Origin of the sequence: Kosakonia sp. N21 (assembly GCF_050587465.1) — a bacterium.
In the GTDB taxonomy this organism is placed as follows: domain Bacteria; phylum Pseudomonadota; class Gammaproteobacteria; order Enterobacterales; family Enterobacteriaceae.
This window is the reverse complement of sequence record NZ_JBOBHR010000006.1, coordinates 39,396-59,127: the sequence shown is the minus strand read 5'-3', so window position 1 is coordinate 59,127 and position 19,732 is coordinate 39,396. Positions and strand designations below refer to the sequence as shown.

Here is a 19,732-nt window from a genome sequence, read left to right as displayed (position 1 = left end):
GCATTGCCAAAAAACGCATAACTCCCGCGAACAGAACGGGAAAAGCGCATGAAATCAGCGCTAAAACGCCCTTTTTTGGCTATCAACACATCCGGACGACTATATGGCTCTCCGTCCCGATGGCTAAACAGAGCTTTATATTTCAGTTTGTTCTAAACGACAAATAAAGATTCTTTAAAAGCGAAAAATGGCAGACCTATCATCCGCCCATCACGATTATCTACGGGTGAACATACGATGTCTGTCTTCCATTCAGTAACCGAATTGATCGGCCAAACGCCGCTGCTGCAACTGCATAAACTTGACAGCGGGCCATGCGAATTATTTCTCAAACTGGAAAACCAAAACCCGGGCGGATCCATTAAAGACCGGGTCGCTCTGTCGATGATCAATGAAGCCGAACGCCTGGGTCTGCTCTCGCCTGGCGGCACCATTATTGAAGCCACTGCGGGGAATACGGGCCTGGGGCTGGCGCTGATTGCGGCGCAAAAAGGGTACTCACTGGTGCTGGTCGTGCCGGACAAAATGAGCCGCGAGAAAATTTTTCATCTGCGCGCATTGGGTGCAAACGTGGTGCTCACCCGCTCTGACGTCAATAAAGGACACCCGGCCTATTATCAGGATTACGCCCAACGTCTGGCGCACGAAACACCGGGCGCATTTTATATTGATCAGTTCAATAACCCGGCCAACCCACTGGCGCACACCACCACCACCGCGCCGGAAATTTATCACCAGCTTGACGGCAATATCGACGCCATCGTGGTGGGCGTGGGTTCCGGCGGTACGCTGGGCGGGTTACAAGCCTGGTTTGCCGAACACTCGCCGCACACCGAATTTGTGCTGGCGGATCCGGCAGGTTCCATTCTGGCCGACCAGGTCGAAACCGGTCATTACGGTGAACCCGGCTCATGGCTGGTCGAAGGGATTGGCGAGGATTTTATTCCGCCGCTGGCGCATATCGATGGCGTGAAACAGGCGTTTCGCGTGACCGATCGTGAAGCCTTCGCCACCGCGCGGGATCTCCTGCAACAGGAGGGCATTCTGGCGGGGTCGTCAACCGGTACGCTGCTCAACGCCGCACTGCGTTACTGCCGGGCACAAACCACGCCGAAGCGCGTGGTCACTTTCGCCTGCGACAGCGGCAACAAATACCTGTCGAAAATGTTCAATGACGACTGGATGCGCCAGCAAGGCCTGCTCACCCGCCCGTCGAGCGGCGACCTGACCGATTTTATCGCGCTGCGTCACGATGAAGGCGCGACGGTCACCGCCGCACCGCAAGACAGCCTTGCCGCAGTACTGGCGCGCATGCGCTTGTACGACATTTCGCAGTTACCGGTGCTGGAAAAGGGTCGCGTGGTCGGGATTGTTGATGAGTGGGATCTGATAAGCCACGTGCGCGGCGACAGCGCGCGTTTTTCCCTGCCGGTAAAAGAAGCGATGACCCGCAACGTTGAAATTCTTGATAAGCATGCACCGGAGAGCGCGCTGTACGCCATTTTCGATCGCGGCCTGGTGGCGGTGATCGCCGACAACGGCCATTTTGTCGGCCTTGTCACCCGCAGCGACGTCCTCACCACCTGGCGCAACCGCCTTGAACAATAAAGAACAAAAGGAAAAAAGAGTGAAAACACTGGCAACGCAGAGTGTCCACAGCGGCACATTCAACGACCAACACGGCGCAGTTATGCCGCCGATTTACGCCACATCAACCTTCGCGCAACCCGCGCCGGGGCAGCACACCGGGTATGAATATTCGCGCAGCGGCAACCCGACGCGCCACGCGCTGGAAACCGCCATTGCCGAACTGGAAGGCGGCACGCGCGGCTATGCCTTTGCATCCGGTCTCGCCAGTATTTCAACAGTGCTTGAACTGCTGGATAAAGAGAGCCACCTGGTGGCTGTCGATGATGTCTACGGCGGCACTTACCGCCTGATTGAAAACGTTCGCCGCCGCAGCGCCGGACTACGGGTCAGTTGGGTAAAACCCGACGATCTCGCCGGGCTGGAAGCCGCCATCCGACCGGACACCCGCATGATCTGGGTGGAAACGCCCACTAACCCGCTGCTGAAACTGGCGGATCTGGCGGCCATTGCCGCTATCGCCAAACAGCATAACGTGCTGAGCGTGGCGGATAACACGTTTGCGTCACCGGTGATCCACCGCCCGCTGGAGCTGGGGTTCGATATTGTGGTGCACTCCGCCACGAAATACCTGAACGGGCACTCAGATGTGGTGGCCGGGCTGGCGGTGGTTGGCGACAACCCGGCTCTCGCCGAAAAACTGGGCTATTTGCAAAATGCCATCGGCGGCGTGCTCGATCCCTTCAGTAGCTTTCTGACGCTGCGTGGGATCCGCACCCTGGCGCTGCGCGTGGAGCGCCACAGCAGCAACGCGCTGGCGCTCGCACGCTGGCTGGAGCAACAGCCGCAAGTGGAAAAAGTGTGGTTCCCGTGGCTGGAGTCGCACCCGCAGTACTCGCTTGCACGTCAGCAGATGGCGTTGCCGGGCGGTATGATCTCGGTCGTGATCAAAGGTGATGATGCGCGGGCGGCGGTCATCATCAACAAATTGACGCTATTTACGCTGGCGGAAAGTCTTGGCGGCGTGGAGAGCCTGGTAAGCCAGCCTTTTAGCATGACGCATGCCTCTATTCCGCTGGAACAACGGCTGGCCAACGGCATTACGCCGCAGCTGATCCGCCTGTCGGTAGGGATTGAAGACGAAAACGATCTGATTGCCGACTGGCGGCAGGCGTTGGCGTAAACCGGAGAGACCTACAGCGCCAGCACATCGGCGCAGGCGCTGTGGGTATTTACCGCCGTGGACGATGCGGCGAATTCAGGGAACCGTGTGGGCATCCCGCGCGGAAACCACCTGATTGCGCCCCTGCTTTTTTGCAGCATAGAGCGCCGTATCCGCCCGGTGGATCAAGCCACTGGCAATCATATGCAGCGGTTTGCCCTCAATACAGATTTGCCTGCCATGCAGGGTCGCCACGCCTATGCTGATGGTCAGATAACCGGTCGGACTGGCATGGTGCGGCAGTTCCAGCGCATTAATATTGCTGCGCACCACTTCCGCCACGCCCAGCGCCTGCACCAGATCGGTGCCAGGCAGAATAATCAGAAACTCTTCGCCGCCATAACGGCTGACGTTATCGCCGCTGCGCAGGCGTGACGAGGTGAGGGTTTTGGCGACAATGCGCAAACAGTCGTCCCCCGCCTGGTGCCCGTGGGTATCGTTGTAGTTTTTAAAGTAATCAATATCCGCCAGACAGACCGACAGCGGGAAATCGTCCTGCATGGCGCGGGTGATCTCCGCCACCAGGCACTCATCCATATAGCGGCGATTAAACAGCCCGGTCAGATGATCGTGCTGGGCATATTGTTGCAGGACTTTGTTGGCGCTCGCCAGTTTCTGCTCGGCATGACGGCGCTCGGTAATATCCACCCAGGTCACCGACAGACCGATGACATTATCCATCGCATCGCGCACCGGCACCGACTGAATGTCGTAGCAGCGATCAAACCAGCCCAGTTCTCGCGAAGGCAGCGTTTCGCCGCCATCAGCCAGTTCGAAATCCGTACGAAAGAAGTGCCAGTATTCTGGCATCAGGCTCTGGAAATGGATCTCCGCGCTCTGCGGCGCACGTTCTCCCAACAGCTTTGCCATCGCTTTATTGGACATCACCAGCCGCCCCTGGCGATCGATCATGCAGAGCGCCACCGGGGTGGTTTCATAGATCGTCTCCAGTTGCAGTACGCGCTCTCCGAGCGTGGAAATGTTGCGGTCGATCCCACGGTACCCGCACAGCTCGCCGTTATCGTCAAACAGCGGAATACCGCTGGTTTCCAGCACCACGATGGTTCCGTCAGCGCGCTGGTTACGGTTTACCAGCCCGGAAAACGCTCGCTTTTCCATTACGATCGCGCCAAAAGCACCGGCGACCCGTTCCGCTTCGCCAGGCGGCATAAAATCAAAGGGCGTTTTGCCAATCACCTCTTCCGGCGGCACACCCAGCAGCTCCGTCACCACATCGGAAGACCAGGTATAACGCCCCTGAGCATCCACTTCCCAAACCCAATCCGAATTATTATTTAGCAACTCAAAGAGATGCTTAACATCTTCATCCCTGTGGTCTGTCCGTCTTTTTTCACTCATGATTTTTGTTCCGCATGACCCGCTATGCGCTTAACAACAGCCTGGTGATTGGGTGAAGGCGAAAGGCACGCCAGTAGCCGCTAAAGTCGCACTCCTTGCCAGGATGACCTTCAGCCGCAAACGATTCACCGCAAATAGATAACTACGCGTCATGCCTAAGCTGCAGGCTAACCCTGTGAAAGTGAATCAGATTTGCACTCATTTTGCATAATTATTGTTAAGTGCTTTCCACTTACCAGAGTCTGCTTTAGCCCTGTCGCGCCCCACATCCATTACGAGAAGTAATCATAGTCCTGCCGGGAAGCAATGCATCAGGCTTTTTCGTTATCCCTGTGCGCGCCACCACAATACCGCTGCCACGTCTTAGCCCGATGTTGCCCGGGATAAGTACTCAATCACCGTTATTTATTTGTTCTCCACCCGAACAAAACCGGCAATTATAGAGCCTGCCTATCTTAATAAATTTATTGTCCCAAACGCAAATTTCCGCATGGATTTTTATTTTTTTCCAGGTAATATAATTTTTCTTCGCTTATTATTGTCGCGCACGCATAAGAAAAAAAGGTAATCATCGCGGCCTGTCTATATATATAAGCGAATTAATTAAAAGTATCTATAAAAGAAAAAATAGCCTTCCTGCATTTATTGCGGCGGCTTGTTATACCTATGTTCGTTCCTGTGAAGCGCCGTGCCGCAAGGCCTGGCGTAGGTCATCATTAACTTCGGACACAGTAAATTTATGAGCATGAATAATAGCGAAAATAAAACAACCAGCACGAATCCGGCCCGTCAGGCGCACCGTCACATGTCGTGGGGAATGCTGGGATTTTGTTTATTACTTATCATTTTGAAGTGTTTTAGTTAATTCGGCGAAAAATCTTTCTTATAAAAATAAGACGGGAATAATTTATACACATTATTCAGCTTGCCGCAGGGGGCAAGTCGGTAAATGTTGAGGACGTGTCTGACTCAGTCGGTGAAGGGGAAACAAAAAAATAATCCCCCGGCACTGGACGCGCACCGGGGGGCTTATTCCGGCCTGATTATCCTTTCAAGCCTGGGCCACTGCTACCGTGCAAACTCACTCTTAAATCATTTCACTTTGTGGTCTGCTTTGCAGCCATCCGGCCAGCGCTGCCGCCGTGAGCGCGCGGGAATAAAGATAACCCTGCGCAATATCACATTGCAGATCGCGTAACTGATTACGCTGCTGTTCCGTTTCCACACCTTCGGCAACCACCGTCTGATGCAGACTCTGACCAATTTTGACCACCGTGGTGGCGATGGCTTTCATTTTGCTGCCTTCGCTCAAATCACGCATAAAACTCTGATCGATTTTCAGTTCGGTCATCGGCAAATGCGCCAGTCGGGACAAGCAAGAGAAACCGGTGCCAAAATCATCCATCGACAACCCAACGCCTAACTCGCGCACGGCACAAATCACTTCCATCGTTTCCGGTCGCTTGTCCATCATCACCCCTTCGGTGATCTCGATGGTCAGGCAACTGGCCGGAATACGGTACTGCCGGAGCAGATACGAAATGTAATTAGGCAGGCTGCTGTTATAGAAGTTGATCGGCGACAGATTAACCGACACCACAGGCACCTCAATACCGTTGTTGCGCCATTCCGCCATCTGGCGGCAAGCTTCATGGAGCGTCCAGCGACCAATGGCCTCAATCTCGCCGGTTTCTTCGGCCAGGGCGATAAATTTTCCGGGGGGAATATCGCCAAGAACCGGATCCGTCCAGCGCGCCAGCGCTTCGACTCCATAAAGCTCGCCATTTTTAAGCCAAACCTGCGGCTGATAGTGCAAATGCAGCAGATTACTGGCGATAGCCAGTTTTAATGCCGCCGCCAGTTTTAACCGTTCCTGATCCACCTGATTCATCTCGGTGCTGAAGAACAGGTAGCCGCCGGAGGCCGCCGCTTTCGCCAGATGCGACGCGTGGTTGGCATGCTTGAGCAAACCATCCCGTGAAACGCCATGATCCGGATACAGACTGATACCGGTACTGACGGTCACATTCAACGCCAGATCGGCAATCTTAAACGGCATGCGGAACAGCGCCTGGATTTTCTGCGCGATACTGGTTGCCCGGGTGCTATCGCAATCCGGGATCACCAGCACAAACGCGTCGCTGTCGGCGTGGCTGACAAACCCCTGGCGGGAAAACTCGGTGCGCAGACGCTGCGCGATGGCCACCAGCACGTTATCCCCGGCGGCGTAGCCGAGCGCATCGTTAACGTCTTTAAAATGATCCAGATCGAGGAAGAAGAACGCCGCGCGGGCATGCTCTCCACTGGCCATCATCTGATCGATATACTGATGCAACGCGCTGCGGTTCGGCAGCCCGGTCAGACGGTCAAAGGTTGAAAGTTTAGTGACACGCTCCTGGTCAATATGCACCACAACACGACAAGGTGCGCCTGTATTTCCTGGTCCGTCATAACTGATGGTTGCCGCCAGCGATGTCTCTTCGCCGGTTGCAGTAATGACGGTCAGCGCCTGCTCATTTTCTGCTTCGCAGGACAGCACATCGATAGCGCCAAACAACGGAATGGTTGACGCCTTACAACCGAGGACCGAAATCCGCGGGTAGCCCCATAATTGCTCAGCTGCGCGATTAAAAAAAAACACGGTTTCCGTACTATCAAGTAGTACGACAGCATCGTGAACATTTTCGAGTGCGGCGAGCATATTCTGAGAGCCGAAAATATCATTTTCAGAATGCATAATCGTTTTTCTTAAAGAAGTGTTCGGACACATCCTAATTGAAAGTATTAAAGGGTTCAATATCACACAGCAGCTATATTAATAGAGAATGATGATTTATAGATGGTCTCAATATATAAACATTAATTAATCGCTAAAGAATCCAAAATAATTTCCGATAAAGACAGTGCGCACAAAAATCGAGAAATTATGAATAAATTGTGAAGAATTGATGTCGGGTAATTATTAATAAAAAGTTTAACTAACAATCCTCGTGATAATTTTTACCTCTCACGCCCCGCAACGCCACGCTCCCTGCGGCTTTGACTCGGCTCACAGTAATAAATAAAGCCGGTATTCATAGATACCCTTAATAAGTGTATCCTAATTTATTGATATCGTCACTTGACCTTAACCGCCCGCCACCGACAGTATATAAGGAAATTCTCAAATAAATCGGATGTCTGAAATTTACCTTAACGAAGACATTGGATTTTAGGTTTCCCGCTTGATAGCGCGGTAAATAGAGAAAACAACCTTGCTTATTATAGCTCGTATTCAACACATCGGGGTCAGGCAAATACTATGTATGATGATTTAGGTTCTTTGGCTGGAAAACTAAAGATGTCCGGTGTCTCTTTCCAGGAAATGAATGAAGAAGATGGTGCCACTATGCAAGCAGTAACTACAACGGCAGTCACCTCAGACGCCAGCGACGAAAAACAAGAAGCGGCAATCACTGAAATTCCGGCGGCCAGCCGCAAGGAAGTCAGCCATGCCAGCGCGCCAGCAGACATACCGGCTAACACCTTGTCCTGGCCGAAAAGCAAACCGGCGCCGGTCGCTGCACCCAATGCGTTCAGCACACCGGTAAATAACATTATGGAAAGCGTTGCGGCCATCAGCCGTCCGGCGGAATTTGAAGTCCGCGAACGTAATCCGGTACGGCTGGATATGTTATTTACGGTGATTGGCAAATAATACCGTTCAGCCATGTGGAATCCACACATGGTAATAATCAGCACAATTTTTCATGACCCACTGCAGGTGATGCTATCGGTCTATGGCTAATTTGATGACCGGCAGAATGCGTCATGATTTTTAACAGGTAACCGGAAACATTGTTATGCCGGCGTACCTTTATTATTTTCTGTGCAAGATGATACAAACATGAAAAAAATCATCGGAATTATATTCACGCTGATGTTGTTAGCATTATCCCTGCTGGTGATCATCACCCCTATGGGCAGCGATAAGCAATACCTCTTCGGCCTTAGCGTGATGGCAGCCGTGCTCATTCTTGGTCGAATAAAGGGTAAGAAAGCCGTACTGGCAATGCTCACACTTTCATTGCTGATGTCAACCCGTTATATCTGGTGGCGTGCCACCACGACGCTGCATTTTGACTCCACGCTGGAAATGCTGCTGGGTAGTTTATTGTTTGCTGCTGAAATTTATTCGTGGACGATTTTGCTGTTAGGTTATATTCAAATGGCATGGCCATTAGAGCGCCCTATTGCGCCGTTACCACAGGATAAATCGACATGGCCGACAGTCGATATTTATGTTCCTTCTTATAATGAAAGCCTCGAAGTCGTTCGTGATACCGTTCTTGCGGCGCAGTGCATCGAATATCCGCAAGATAAAGTCAAAGTTTATATTCTCGATGACGGCAAACGCGATGAGTTCCGTGATTTTGCTGCCGAAGCCGGAGTAGGCTATATCACGCGCCCCGATAACAGCCACGCCAAAGCCGGTAACCTGAACCATGCAATGACGGTGACCCACGGCGAGCTGATTTGCGTGTTCGACTGCGACCACGTGGCAACCCGTGTCTTCCTGCAGGCCACCATCGGCGAGTTCTTCCGCGATGACAAACTGGCGCTGATCCAGACGCCGCACCACTTCTATTCCCAGGATCCGTTTGAACGCAACCTGACTGCGGCGAAACGCGTTCCGCACGAAGGCGCGCTGTTCTATGGCCCGGTGCAACAGGGTAACGACAACTGGAACGCCACCTTCTTCTGCGGTTCCTGTGCGGTGATCCGCCGTGCTGCGCTGAACGAAGTGGGGGGTTTTGCGGTTGAAACCGTGACCGAAGATGCGCACACCGCGCTCAAATTGCAGCGTCGTGGCTGGAACACCGCTTTCCTGGATATTCCACTGGCTGCCGGCCTTGCAACAGAACGTCTGGCGCTGCATGTGAACCAGCGTATTCGCTGGGCGCGTGGGATGACGCAGATCTTCCGTATTGATAACCCGTTGCTGGGCCGTGGCCTGAAGCTGACGCAGCGCCTCTGTTATCTCAATGCGATGCTGCACTTCCAGTATGGTCTGCCGCGCGTGGTGTTTCTGACGTCGCCGCTGGTGTTTATGTTGTTTAACCTCAACATTATCTCCTCGTCGGCCACGTTGATTTTTGCCTATGTGCTGCCGCACCTGGTACTTTCCACCATGGTCAACTCGCGGATCACCGGGCGCTACCGCTATGCGTTCTGGGGTGAAATCTACGAAACGGTGATGGCGTTCCACCTGATCCTGCCCACGTTGTTAAGCCTGATTTCACCGCGATTGGGTAAATTCAACGTGACGGATAAAGGCGATCTGACCGACAAAAACTACTTTGACGCCCATACCGTTCGCCCGCTGATCATCACCACCATTCTGATGGTCGGCAGCATGATCTGGGTTGGCGTTCGCTACTTTATGCATGACTACGCCGGTATCGACCCGCGCGTGATCCTGTTCAATATCGCATGGGGTACCTTCAGTACCATTATTTTGCTGGCCTCCATTGCCGTCGCAAAAGAGACCAAGCAAATCCGCAAAACCATCCGTATCTTCGCGCGTCTGCCGGTGACGATTCACTTTACCAACGGGACACAGATGCAAACCCGCACCTTCGACATCTCCATGGGCGGCGCACGCGTGGCGCTGGTGAAAGGGGAAGATTTGACGCGCAAAACCCCGGTGCAAATCGAGCTGGGACTCAGTGGTGAAATTGCCCATGTGCCAATCCGCGCAGCGGGTATGGGCGTGGGTGATATTCGCCTTGAGTTTGACACCCTGCCGCTGAGCGAACGCCGTAAGCTGGTGCGCGTCGTACTCTCCCGCGCGGATGCCTGGTATCGTCCACCGCATGCGCCTGACCGCCCGCTGGTCTCCTTTATGGGTATTTTGCAGTGCGTGTTTGAACTGTTCTTTGGCCCGAAAAAACGCACCAATGGGTTTAACAGCCAGATGGCCACGGTCGCGAAGAAACAGGAAGAGGTTAAAAATGCGCTTTAACCCCATCGCACTTGCCACACTGCTGGTGTGCTCAGTGAACGGCACGGCCTTTGCGCTCTCAACGGACAGCGATGCGCTGCCAGAGCTGCCGTTGCCGGTTACGTTGCAGGGTTCAACCTCTGTGCAGACCCAACCGCCTGCGCCGGCTAACGCCAGCAATCAGAACATCGCCAGCACCCTCAGTTTTGGTGATATGGGCGCAACCGGCGGGCTGACGCTCTCCGGTATGCAACTGCAAAACGGCGTCTCCTTTAACCTGCCCGGGGATCTGGTGATCACCGATGCGCATATCAGTCTCAATGTGCAGGTCAACCGTAGCGACGTGAACGGGGAAAACCTGCAACTGATGCTCAACGGTCAGCCGCTGGGCGCGATCCCGCTGGATCAGTTACAGCAGGATAAAGGCTTCTGGAACCTGGATGTGCCGGCGTCAATGATCGCCTCCAGCAACAACCTGAGCTTCCAGCTGAAAACCGGTGACGACATTATCAATAACGTCTGGAGCTGCCAGCGCCCGCTGCCTGCGGATTACAAAGTCACACTGCAACCGGAGTCGACCCTTAATTACCAGGGACTCTGGCTGAATGTGCGTAAAACGCTGGGGACGTTTCCGCGTCCGTTCTTCGACGTGAAGCAAACCAAAGACCAGGCGGTCAGCATCGCGTATCCGGAAAGCCCGGATGCGGATGTGCTGATGGCGTCCGCCATTGTCGCCTCACAGTTTGGCGCACTGAGCAACGGTCGGCCAAGCCGCTTTGATGTGCAGTACAACGCGCTGCCTGCGGGCAACGGCATCCTGATTGGTAAACCCGGTCAGATGATTGGCGGTGTGGCGATCCCACAAAGCAATGGCGCGGCGTTGCAGGTTATCGACAACCCGCAAAACCCGGCTTACAAACTGCTGGTGGTCAGCGGTCATAACGAAATGCAACTGCGCCAGGCCGCCTGGCGTCTGACGCAACCTGCCCTGCCGGATAGCGACACACTGGATGTTCCGGCGCTGAAAATCGCCCAACGCGACGCGTATGACGCTCCTCGCTGGATCAATACCGATCGCCCGGTACCGGTGCGCTCATTGCTCAATGATGAAGGCGCATTGGTCGCTCACGGCGTCTGGCATGGCGAAAACCGTTTGCCGTTCCGCACCGCGCCGGACCTGTTTATGTGGGATGGTTCCGCCATCCCGCTGCGCCTGAATTACAGCTTTGCGCAGAAAAACTGGATTGACGACGAGGAGTCTTTCCTGAACGTCAGCCTGAATGGCGAGTTCCTGAAACGACTGCCGGTGAGCAAAGAAGGTCTGCTGGCGCCGGTGATGTCGATGCTGGGTTTATCGCAGCGTCAGCAAAGCGCAGTGGTGAATATCGATCCGCGCGCCATTCTCGGCAGCAACCAACTGGGCTTCTGGTTTGGTCTGAAAGCGCAGAAGAACGCCCCCTGTAACGCCATGGCGGATGAGAACATCCAGAGCCGTATTGACGGGGACTCGACTCTCGATTTGAGTCGCTCCTGGCACTACGGCAAGCTGCCCAATCTGGCCTGGTTCAGCGGCGCAATGTTCCCGTTCACGCGCAACGCCGACCTGGCCCACACAACGGTGTTGATGGCTGCGCATCCGACGGTGGAAGAAGCAACGATGCTGCTCAATCTGATGGCGCAGTCCGGTCGCGATACCGGTGTCACCGCCAATTTCCTGCACCTCTACACCGGCATGCCAGGGCACGATGACGCCCAGCAGCAACTGACCGAGAGCGATGTGCTGGCGATTGGCAACCTGAGCAATAACGAGCAGCTCACCCCGCTCTTACAAGGCAGCGCGTTTACGCTTAATGGCAACAATCTTGAGGTCAACACCACCAGCGCGGTGGGACGTGTGCTGTCGTTGTTGAGCGGCAACCAGCCGCTGACGGATATGGAAGCCGCGGAATACCTCAGCGACAACAACCAGTGGCGCGGTCTGTTGAGCATGCGCTCTCCGTGGAACCCGCAACGTGTGGTGGTGGTGGCAACCGCCACGGACAACCACCAACTGGCGCAGTTATCTGAGGATATGACGAAGCCGGCATTCCAGTCTGTCGCAGGCGGGGATTTTACCGCCGTCAGCAATACGGGTGATGTCCACAGCTGGCGTGTCAGCGAACAGTTCGTCAGCGGCAATCTGCCTGGCTATCTGCGCGTGCTGTGGTTCGCGAGCGAGCATGTTATCTGGCTGGTGGTGCTTGCCTGCCTGATTGCTGCGGTATCCGGTCCGATGTTGTTTAACTCGCTTCAGCGCCATGCGCGTCAACGCCTGCAGGATAAAACGAAGAAATGAATACGCGTAAACAACTGACGCACGCTTTTTACCTGCTGTGCCTGATTGGCGCCAGCCACCCGGCTGCGGCTGCCGATAGCGCCGAAGCGACGGGTAATGATGCAGCAGTAAAAAAACTGTTGGCGCAAGCCAGTTACTGGCACAGCAAAGCCCATGACGATATGGCGATGGAAGCGCTGCAAAAAGTGCTGGCCGCCGATGATAAAAATATCGACGCCATGTACCTGATGGCGCTCTATCACCTGCAACAGGGCAACGTTCAACAGTCTGAAATTTGGCGGAAAAAAATCGCCGATATCTCACCGCAAGATCCGCGCCTGAACGCGCTGACCAGCGCCAATACCCTGCGCAATATTCCGCAGGACAAACTCAACGCTGCGCGCCAGTTGGCGCGTCGTGGGCAGATTAAAGAGTCGATTGCCGCATGGCGTGCACTCTTTAACGGCAACCCGCCGCCGGATGACGTGGCGCTGGAGTATTACCAGACGATGGCAGGCGACAGCGCCACCTGGTCAGAAGCGGTGGCGGCTATGCGCCAGCGTGCCAGCATTATGCCGGATGATGCGCCAACCAAAACAGCGCTGGCGATGGCGCTGACCTACCAGGAGCAAACGCGCCGGGAAGGGATCAATCAGCTCAGCAGCCTGGCGGCGGATGATAAAAACGCCGATAAGGCCCTGCAACAGGCCCTGTTGTGGCTGGATGCGAAATCGTCCGATCTCCCGGCGTATACCGCATGGGCGCAGCGTCACCCGGAAGACAGCGCGCCGATGGATCACTACCGTAAAAGTGTTGAAGGCGATGCCACCAAAGCGGGCTTCGATGCGCTGAACGGCGGTGATTTAGGCAATGCGAAAGATAAGTTTGCCGAAGCGCTGCAAAACCGCGCCAACAACGGGAATGCGCTGGCCGGGATGGGTTATGTGGCGCTGCGGCAGAATAACTTTGCCGATGCGGAAAAATATCTCCGCCGCGCCTCGCAAGAGGACACCAATAATACAAACAGCCTGCAGTGGGCGAAGGATGCCGACAACGCCCGTTACTACGGTGCGCTGGCGCAGGCTAAAAACCTGAGTCAGAAAGGCAGCTACGATCAGGCACTGGCCAGTCTCGACAGCAGCGCCACTAACGACGCCAGTCAGCAACAAGCCGCCGATATGCTGCGTGCAGACATCCTGCGTCGTCAGGGCAAATTGCCACAGTCGGAAGAGGTCTACCGCCGGTTACTGGAGCAACATCCGCAGAATACGGATATCCGCACCGGCTTGTGGTGGGTGCTGAAACAGCAAAACAAACAGGCGGAAGCCGACGCCATGTTGCGCACCCTGCCCGCCAACCTGCGTACCCGTTATGCTTCCGTGGGCGACAACGGCGATAACGACCGTAAAGCGGCGCAGGCAGCATTGCAGGCGGGGAACAGCTCGCGCGCCATGCAAATCCTGCAAGCGGCATCCGCTAAATACCCGCAAAACGTCTGGCTGCAACTGGATTATGCCCGGGCGTTGCGTAAAGCCGGGCAGAAGCAACAGGCCAGCACGTTGATGACTGGCGTGGCGCAACGTGGCGGCACCAACAAAGAAGCACTGTACGCCGCAGCGGTGTATGCCGCCGAAGATAGCGACTGGTCACGCGCGCAGAGTCTGCTGGCCCGCCTGCCACGCAGCAGCTATAGCGCCGACATGACCGAGCTGAGCAACCGCGTACAGATCAACCAGCAACTGGATATTGCGCGTAACTACCTGCGTCTGGGTAACACCACGGCAGCACGCAACTCCTTACAGGCGCTGAAGCGCAACCCGCCGCAAACGCCGGTTGATGTGGGTCGCCTTGCAGAGATGTTGATGCAAAGCGGTGACAACGCAGGCGCGCTGCAACTGGTGCGTGATAGTCAGGCACAAGGGCTGCACGGCTCCGTAGTGGACTACGCCGGGCAGATCCGCGTGCTGAACCAGGCCGGTCAGTTTGCCGAAGCGGAGAGTATTCTCAATGCGCCGGCGCTGCAAAATGGCGCCAGCCAGCAAGAGATCAATGCGATTCGCACCGGCAACCTGATTGCTCGCGCCGATCGCCTGCGTGAGAAAGGCCAGATTGGCAAAGCGTGGAACCTGCTGATGCCGGAATTGCAGGCCAATCCCACCAATACCGATCTGCTGTTATCCGTCGCGCGCGTTTATCAGGCCGATCACATGGATGAGAAAGCCACGGAGATCTACCAGTACGTACTGCGTAAATCCCCGCGCGATAAGCAGGCGCTGACCGGGATTGTTAACCTGGCGCTGGCGCGTGGTAATAACGACGATGCCCGCAAAGCATTCGCGTCGCTGGAACCCAGCCAGGATGCAGATTATATGCTGCTGGCCGCACGCGTGGCGGCAGCCAACGGCGAGAACCAGCGGGCCATGTCACTGCTGCGCACCGCGCAGTGGCGTCTGCAACAAGGCGGTGATGACGACAGCGATGAGCTGAGTTCAGTCATGTCGTTGCCTTCACCCACTCGCCAGGCGCAACAAACCGCCATGAGCGGCATCAACACGATGATGCGCGACCTGCAAGAGAAGAGCGCCACCTGGACCAGTGCGGGCATCTCGCTGCGCAGTCGTGATGGTGAGTCAGGCCTGAGCGCATTGGATGAGATTCAGGCACCGCTGATCCTGTCCGGCGCGGTGGGCGACAGCACGCGCATCAACCTGAACGTCACGCCAACGGCATTGAACGCAGGCGAGATGTCGGGCGAGTCCGCCAACCGCTTTGGTTCCGGCGCGCTGGAGCACGCGGCAAAACTGGCTGAAGCCGCCGCCAGCACCAGCACGACGACCACCTCGACCAATGCCTCCAGCCAGGGTAGCCAGCAGGCTAACGGCGTGGCGGCAAACCTCAGTCTGAGCGGCGACAACTACAAGCTGGATGTCGGCAGCACGCCGACCGGCGGCGAGTTTACCCGCTTAGTCGGCGGCGTGGAGTGGACCCCGAAACTGACGCAATACAGCTCGCTGAACCTGAAAGCGGAGCGCCGTGCGGTCACCGACAGCCTGCTCTCCTACGTGGGGGTGAAAGATAAAAGCACCGGTGAAAGTTGGGGGGGGATAACCCGTAACGGCGTATCCGCGCAGTTCGCGTGGGATAACGATCTGGTTGGCCTCTATACCCGCCTGGGTTTTGATACCTGGGTTGGTACTAACGTGCCGACGAACCACTCGGTCAACGTGCTGGCGGGCAGTTACCTGCGCCCGTGGCGCACCAACGACAGCGAGATGAAGGTCGGGGTCAACGTCAACTATATGAACTTTGACCGTAACCTCAGCTATTACACGCTCGGCCAGGGTGGTTATTTCAGCCCGCAGGATTTTATGGCGGTATCGTTGCCGGTATCACTGACTCGCCATATCAACGACTGGGATATGACGCTGAGCGGCGCTGTGGGTTACCAATCCTACAAACAGGATAAGAGTAACTACTTCCCGGGCCACAATACGTTGCAATCGCAGTTAAACAGTTACGCCAGTTCCGATGACGACGTGGATGCGGTTTACAAAGCCACCTCGAAAAACGGCATTGGTTACACATTGGGCGTGGATGCGCGCTACCACCTCAGCGACAACCTGGCTCTGGGTGCAAACCTGGGGTATGACACCTTCGGCAGTTATAACGAAGGTAAAGCGTTGTTTTATTTCAAATATTACGTCGATCAAAACAAATAAACCGTGGGATACATGATGTTTAGCAATCAGGACACTTATTTACAACGCAACTATCAGGCTGGCTGGCACGATCTGGTGTATCTGTTCTTCAACGAATACACCGAAGGCCGCGGCGATAAAGATCCCGACGCCCTGAGACGTATTGGTCAGATGATGGCCCAGTGGTATCCCATTGATGGCGCGGCCACCGTCAACGAACTGGAAGCGAGCATCAACCGGGTGCTGGAGCTGTTTAACTGGGGCTTCGTGAAGATGGCCCCCGCACAGCGCGAACTGATTCTGCTGCATTGCGCCTGGCCTCATGCGCCGGAATACCGTGATGAAGCAGGCTGGCGTCGCGCCAGTGCCTATGTGCTGGAAGGCGCGTATTCCCAGTGGCTGGTGTCGCAGGGCGCAGGCAATCAGGTGCCGGTGCGCTGGAAAGATAACGCCACTGAAGATGTGCTGATTTTCCGTTACGCCATTGGCGAATAATTTCGCAAGGGCATTTCCACCATATATCAACAATCAGGTGACCATAATGTTTAATGAGATCGTGGTTTCAGGAAGAACACTGGAAATCGAAACAGTTAACCATATGGAGGACAATGCCTTTGTTTCACTGGTTCTCGATACGTCCGGGCGAATTATTTATGCCAGCCAGTTTTTCTACCAGCTCACCGGTTTTAGCCATGACGAGGTGATTGGCCAGGTTTTGTTTCAGTCAGAAGATGAGACAACCGCCATCTCTCTGGCGATGGCCATTACGCTCGCGCAGCAAACCGGTGATAACTGGCAAGGTGAAATATCGCAGAAGAAAAAGAACGGCGAGAGGCTATGGCTCGACACCAGACTGATGCCGCGCCGTGATGATAACGGTGAAATATTCGCATTTATTCTGTTGGGTTTTGATATTACCCGACATATGACGATTCGTGAAAAACTGCATTTCCGTGCGCACAACGATGCATTAACCAAAACCCTGAACCGTCAGGGTTATTATATTCGCAGCCGTAAGAAAATTCGTGCGGCTAATGCACGTGGTGCGCAGATTGTCGTGGCGATCCTCGATCTCGACAATTTTAAAACCATTAACGATGAACTGGGGCACGCAGCGGGAGACGAGGTGTTACGTTGCTTTATTAGCCGGGTTAAGCAATGTATTTCCCGCACGACGTTACTCGGACGGTTAGGCGGCGATGAGTTTGCCCTGACCTATATTGATGGTGTGGATGAACCTATGGGTCGCGGGGTGCTGCAATTAATTGTTGAAGCGACTCGTCAGCCTATGTATTTACAGTACCTGCAACAAACTGTGGAATTATCGGTCAGCATTGGCGTTGCCAGTTATCCTGAACACGGACCGAACTTTTCATCAATATTAAAAGCTGCCGACACCGCCCTTTACCGGGTTAAGGCGAGCGGCGGTGATGATTTTATTAATTATCAGGTTCCAGGCATTAATGAGCCTGGTAGCATTATTAACACCGTTGTGTGTTGATATTTTAACTACTACAAACAGCAATAGTTTTTTCCCAGAGGAAATAAGTATGTTAAAGGCTGTAATCCCAGTGGCAGGCCTCGGTACGCGTATGCTCCCGGCTACCAAGGCTATTCCCAAAGAGATGTTACCGATTGTGGATAAACCGCTTATCCAGTATATCGTGCAGGAATGCTACGCTTGCGGGATCCGTGAAATCGTCCTGGTGACTCACTCGTCCAAAAATGCGATCGAAAACCACTTCGATACCTCTTTTGAACTGGAGTCACTGCTGGAATCTCGCGTGAAAAACCAGCTTCTGGAAGAAGTTCGTACGATTTGCCCGGCTGGCATGAACATCATGCATGTGCGTCAGGGTCACTCAAAAGGCCTGGGTCATGCGGTACTGTGCGCAGAACCGCTGATCGGCGACAACGACTTTGTCGTGTTGCTGCCGGATGTGCTGATCGACGATAGCCAGTGCGACCTCTCTTCAGATAACCTGGCGGCGATGATCAACCGCTTTACCACGACCGGCGCCAGCCAGTTGATGATCGAGCGCGTTAATCATGAAGACGTCTCCCGCTACGGCGTGGTGGACTGCGGTGGCGCAAACGTGGCGGAAGGCCGCTTCGGCCAGGTGCAGGGCATGGTGGAAAAACCGGCCGTCGATGAGGCCCCGTCCGATATGGCGGTGGTTGGGCGTTACGTACTCTCCAAAGAAATTTGGCCGTTGTTGCGCAAAACACCTATCGGCGCGGGTGGCGAAATCCAACTGACCGATGCCATTGCCATGCTGCTTGAGCGCTCACCTGTTGAGGCTTATGCCCTGACTGGCAAGTCTCACGACTGCGGCGACAAAATCGGTTATATGAAAGCGTTTGTGGAGTACGGTCTGCGTCATGGCGCTACCGGTCCGGCGTTCCGCCACTGGTTGCAGCATGAACTGACGTTATCGCCGGTGGCTGAAGTCGTTGACCGTATTGCAGAAGTGGTTTAACGCCTGACGGCGTTTTACCCGGTTAACTGCCATATCTTCACAACAGGAAATCTCATGTTAAGGACCACCTGGCTCATGTCGTGCTTATTGCTTTCGCTGGCCATGACCTCTTTTTCAGCCCGCAGTCAGGACGGCAACTGGGTGCTATTTAAACAGAACTACCTGAGCCAGGATGGCCGCATAGTTGACCATGAAAATGGCGATATCAGCCATTCGGAAGGTCAGGGATATGGCATGTTATTGGCGGTGATGAACGATGATCCCGCCAGTTTTGAGAAAATATGGCGCTGGACGCGTAATACATTATTACGTCCTTCACTTTGGTTATTTTCCTGGCGTTATGAGCCACAGCAACAAAAAGTGACTGACGATAATAATGCCAGCGACGGCGATACACTTATTGCCTGGGCATTATTACTGGCCGGGAATAAGTGGCATGACCAGAGTTATCTGACTGCCTCTGAAAATATTCAAGAAGCGCTAATCAATTGTCTGATTATTGAACAAGATACACACACTTTACTGCTGCCAGGTTTAAGTGGATTTACTAAAGATGAAGGCTATATTATTAATCCTTCGTACTTTATCTTCCCAGCCTGGGATAGTTTCTGGCAACATCAGCATAATGATATTTGGCTGAAGCTGAAAAAATCGAGCCTGGATTTACTCAATAAAGCGCGTTTTGGTAAAACGCAACTGCCCAGTGACTGGATTTTTGTCAAAAATAATGGTGAAGTCATACCTGCCGATAACTGGCCGGCACGTTTTAGTTATGACGCAATTCGCATCCCGCTGTACTTAAGCTTGAGCGAAACGCAACAACATTCGACGGATAATTTCCGTCATTTTTGGGCAAATTATGCCCGAAACGAAACGCCCGCGTGGGTGGATGTCTCCGGGGAAGGACAGGCGAATTACTCGATGTCTGGCGGCATCCTGGCGGTGCGTGATTTAACGATGGGCGATTACCAGCATATGGATAAGTCCGTGCGTCCGGGAGAGGGATATTATTTGTCCGTACTGCATATGCTGTCGTTATTTGCCGTCACGTTGAAAACAGATTAACGGCGCGTCGTCGCCAGCAATACT

Annotated in this window: 12 protein-coding genes; 10 read left to right on the top strand and 2 right to left on the bottom strand. The window is 54.3% G+C overall.

Annotated features, from left to right (window positions below):
* Window positions 1–237 precede the first annotated feature (237 nt).
* The gene (locus ACQ3G7_RS15510; RefSeq protein WP_430890490.1) at window positions 238–1,608 is read left to right on the top strand and encodes a pyridoxal-phosphate dependent enzyme; all 1,371 of its coding nucleotides are present in this window, start codon (window positions 238–240) and stop codon (window positions 1,606–1,608) included.
* A 19-nt stretch (window positions 1,609–1,627) separates the two neighbouring features.
* Window positions 1,628–2,770 (top strand): trans-sulfuration enzyme family protein, encoded by a 1,143-nt coding sequence (locus tag ACQ3G7_RS15505; RefSeq protein WP_430890489.1) that lies wholly within the window; start codon window positions 1,628–1,630, stop codon window positions 2,768–2,770.
* 75 nt (window positions 2,771–2,845) lie between these two features.
* Here ACQ3G7_RS15505 and ACQ3G7_RS15500 read toward each other — a convergent pair whose 3' ends face one another.
* Together ACQ3G7_RS15500 and ACQ3G7_RS15495 are read right to left on the bottom strand one after the other, a co-directional pair.
* Window positions 2,846–4,168, bottom strand: coding sequence for a sensor domain-containing diguanylate cyclase (locus ACQ3G7_RS15500; protein ID WP_430890488.1), 1,323 nt, complete (start codon window positions 4,166–4,168; stop codon window positions 2,846–2,848).
* Window positions 4,169–5,255: 1,087 nt separating this feature from the next.
* Window positions 5,256–6,869: a putative bifunctional diguanylate cyclase/phosphodiesterase gene (locus tag ACQ3G7_RS15495; RefSeq protein ID WP_430890675.1), complete on the bottom strand. Its 1,614-nt coding sequence runs from the start codon at window positions 6,867–6,869 to the stop codon at window positions 5,256–5,258.
* A 600-nt stretch (window positions 6,870–7,469) separates the two neighbouring features.
* Here ACQ3G7_RS15495 and ACQ3G7_RS15490 point away from each other — a divergent pair.
* The 8 genes from ACQ3G7_RS15490 to ACQ3G7_RS15455 all read left to right on the top strand — a co-directional run bounded on the left by ACQ3G7_RS15490 (window position 7,470) and on the right by ACQ3G7_RS15455 (window position 19,708).
* Window positions 7,470–7,865, top strand: coding sequence for a hypothetical protein (locus tag ACQ3G7_RS15490; RefSeq protein ID WP_430890487.1), 396 nt, complete (start codon window positions 7,470–7,472; stop codon window positions 7,863–7,865).
* 189 nt (window positions 7,866–8,054) lie between these two features.
* Window positions 8,055–10,172: a UDP-forming cellulose synthase catalytic subunit gene (gene bcsA / locus ACQ3G7_RS15485; protein ID WP_430890486.1), complete on the top strand. Its 2,118-nt coding sequence runs from the start codon at window positions 8,055–8,057 to the stop codon at window positions 10,170–10,172.
* On the top strand, window positions 10,162–12,486 hold the full coding sequence (locus tag ACQ3G7_RS15480; RefSeq protein ID WP_430890485.1) for a cellulose biosynthesis cyclic di-GMP-binding regulatory protein BcsB: 2,325 nt from the start codon (window positions 10,162–10,164) through the stop codon (window positions 12,484–12,486). Before bcsA ends, ACQ3G7_RS15480 begins: the two co-directional genes overlap by 11 nt.
* Entirely contained in the window at window positions 12,483–16,184 is a 3,702-nt protein-coding gene (locus ACQ3G7_RS15475) for a cellulose biosynthesis protein BcsC (protein ID WP_430890484.1), read from the top strand. The genes ACQ3G7_RS15480 and ACQ3G7_RS15475 overlap by 4 nt, the downstream gene beginning before the upstream one ends.
* A 12-nt stretch (window positions 16,185–16,196) precedes the next feature.
* Window positions 16,197–16,658 (top strand): cellulose biosynthesis protein BcsD, encoded by a 462-nt coding sequence (bcsD, locus tag ACQ3G7_RS15470; protein ID WP_263099436.1) that lies wholly within the window; start codon window positions 16,197–16,199, stop codon window positions 16,656–16,658.
* Between the two features lie 46 nt (window positions 16,659–16,704).
* A complete protein-coding gene (locus ACQ3G7_RS15465; protein WP_430890483.1) occupies window positions 16,705–17,664 on the top strand; it encodes a diguanylate cyclase in 960 nt (319 codons plus the stop codon).
* 49 nt (window positions 17,665–17,713) lie between these two features.
* Window positions 17,714–18,643, top strand: coding sequence for a UTP--glucose-1-phosphate uridylyltransferase GalU (gene galU, locus ACQ3G7_RS15460; RefSeq protein ID WP_430890482.1), 930 nt, complete (start codon window positions 17,714–17,716; stop codon window positions 18,641–18,643).
* Window positions 18,644–18,697: 54 nt separating this feature from the next.
* Window positions 18,698–19,708 (top strand): family 8 glycosyl hydrolase, encoded by a 1,011-nt coding sequence (locus tag ACQ3G7_RS15455; protein WP_430890481.1) that lies wholly within the window; start codon window positions 18,698–18,700, stop codon window positions 19,706–19,708.
* The last annotated feature ends 24 nt before the right edge of the window (window positions 19,709–19,732 follow it).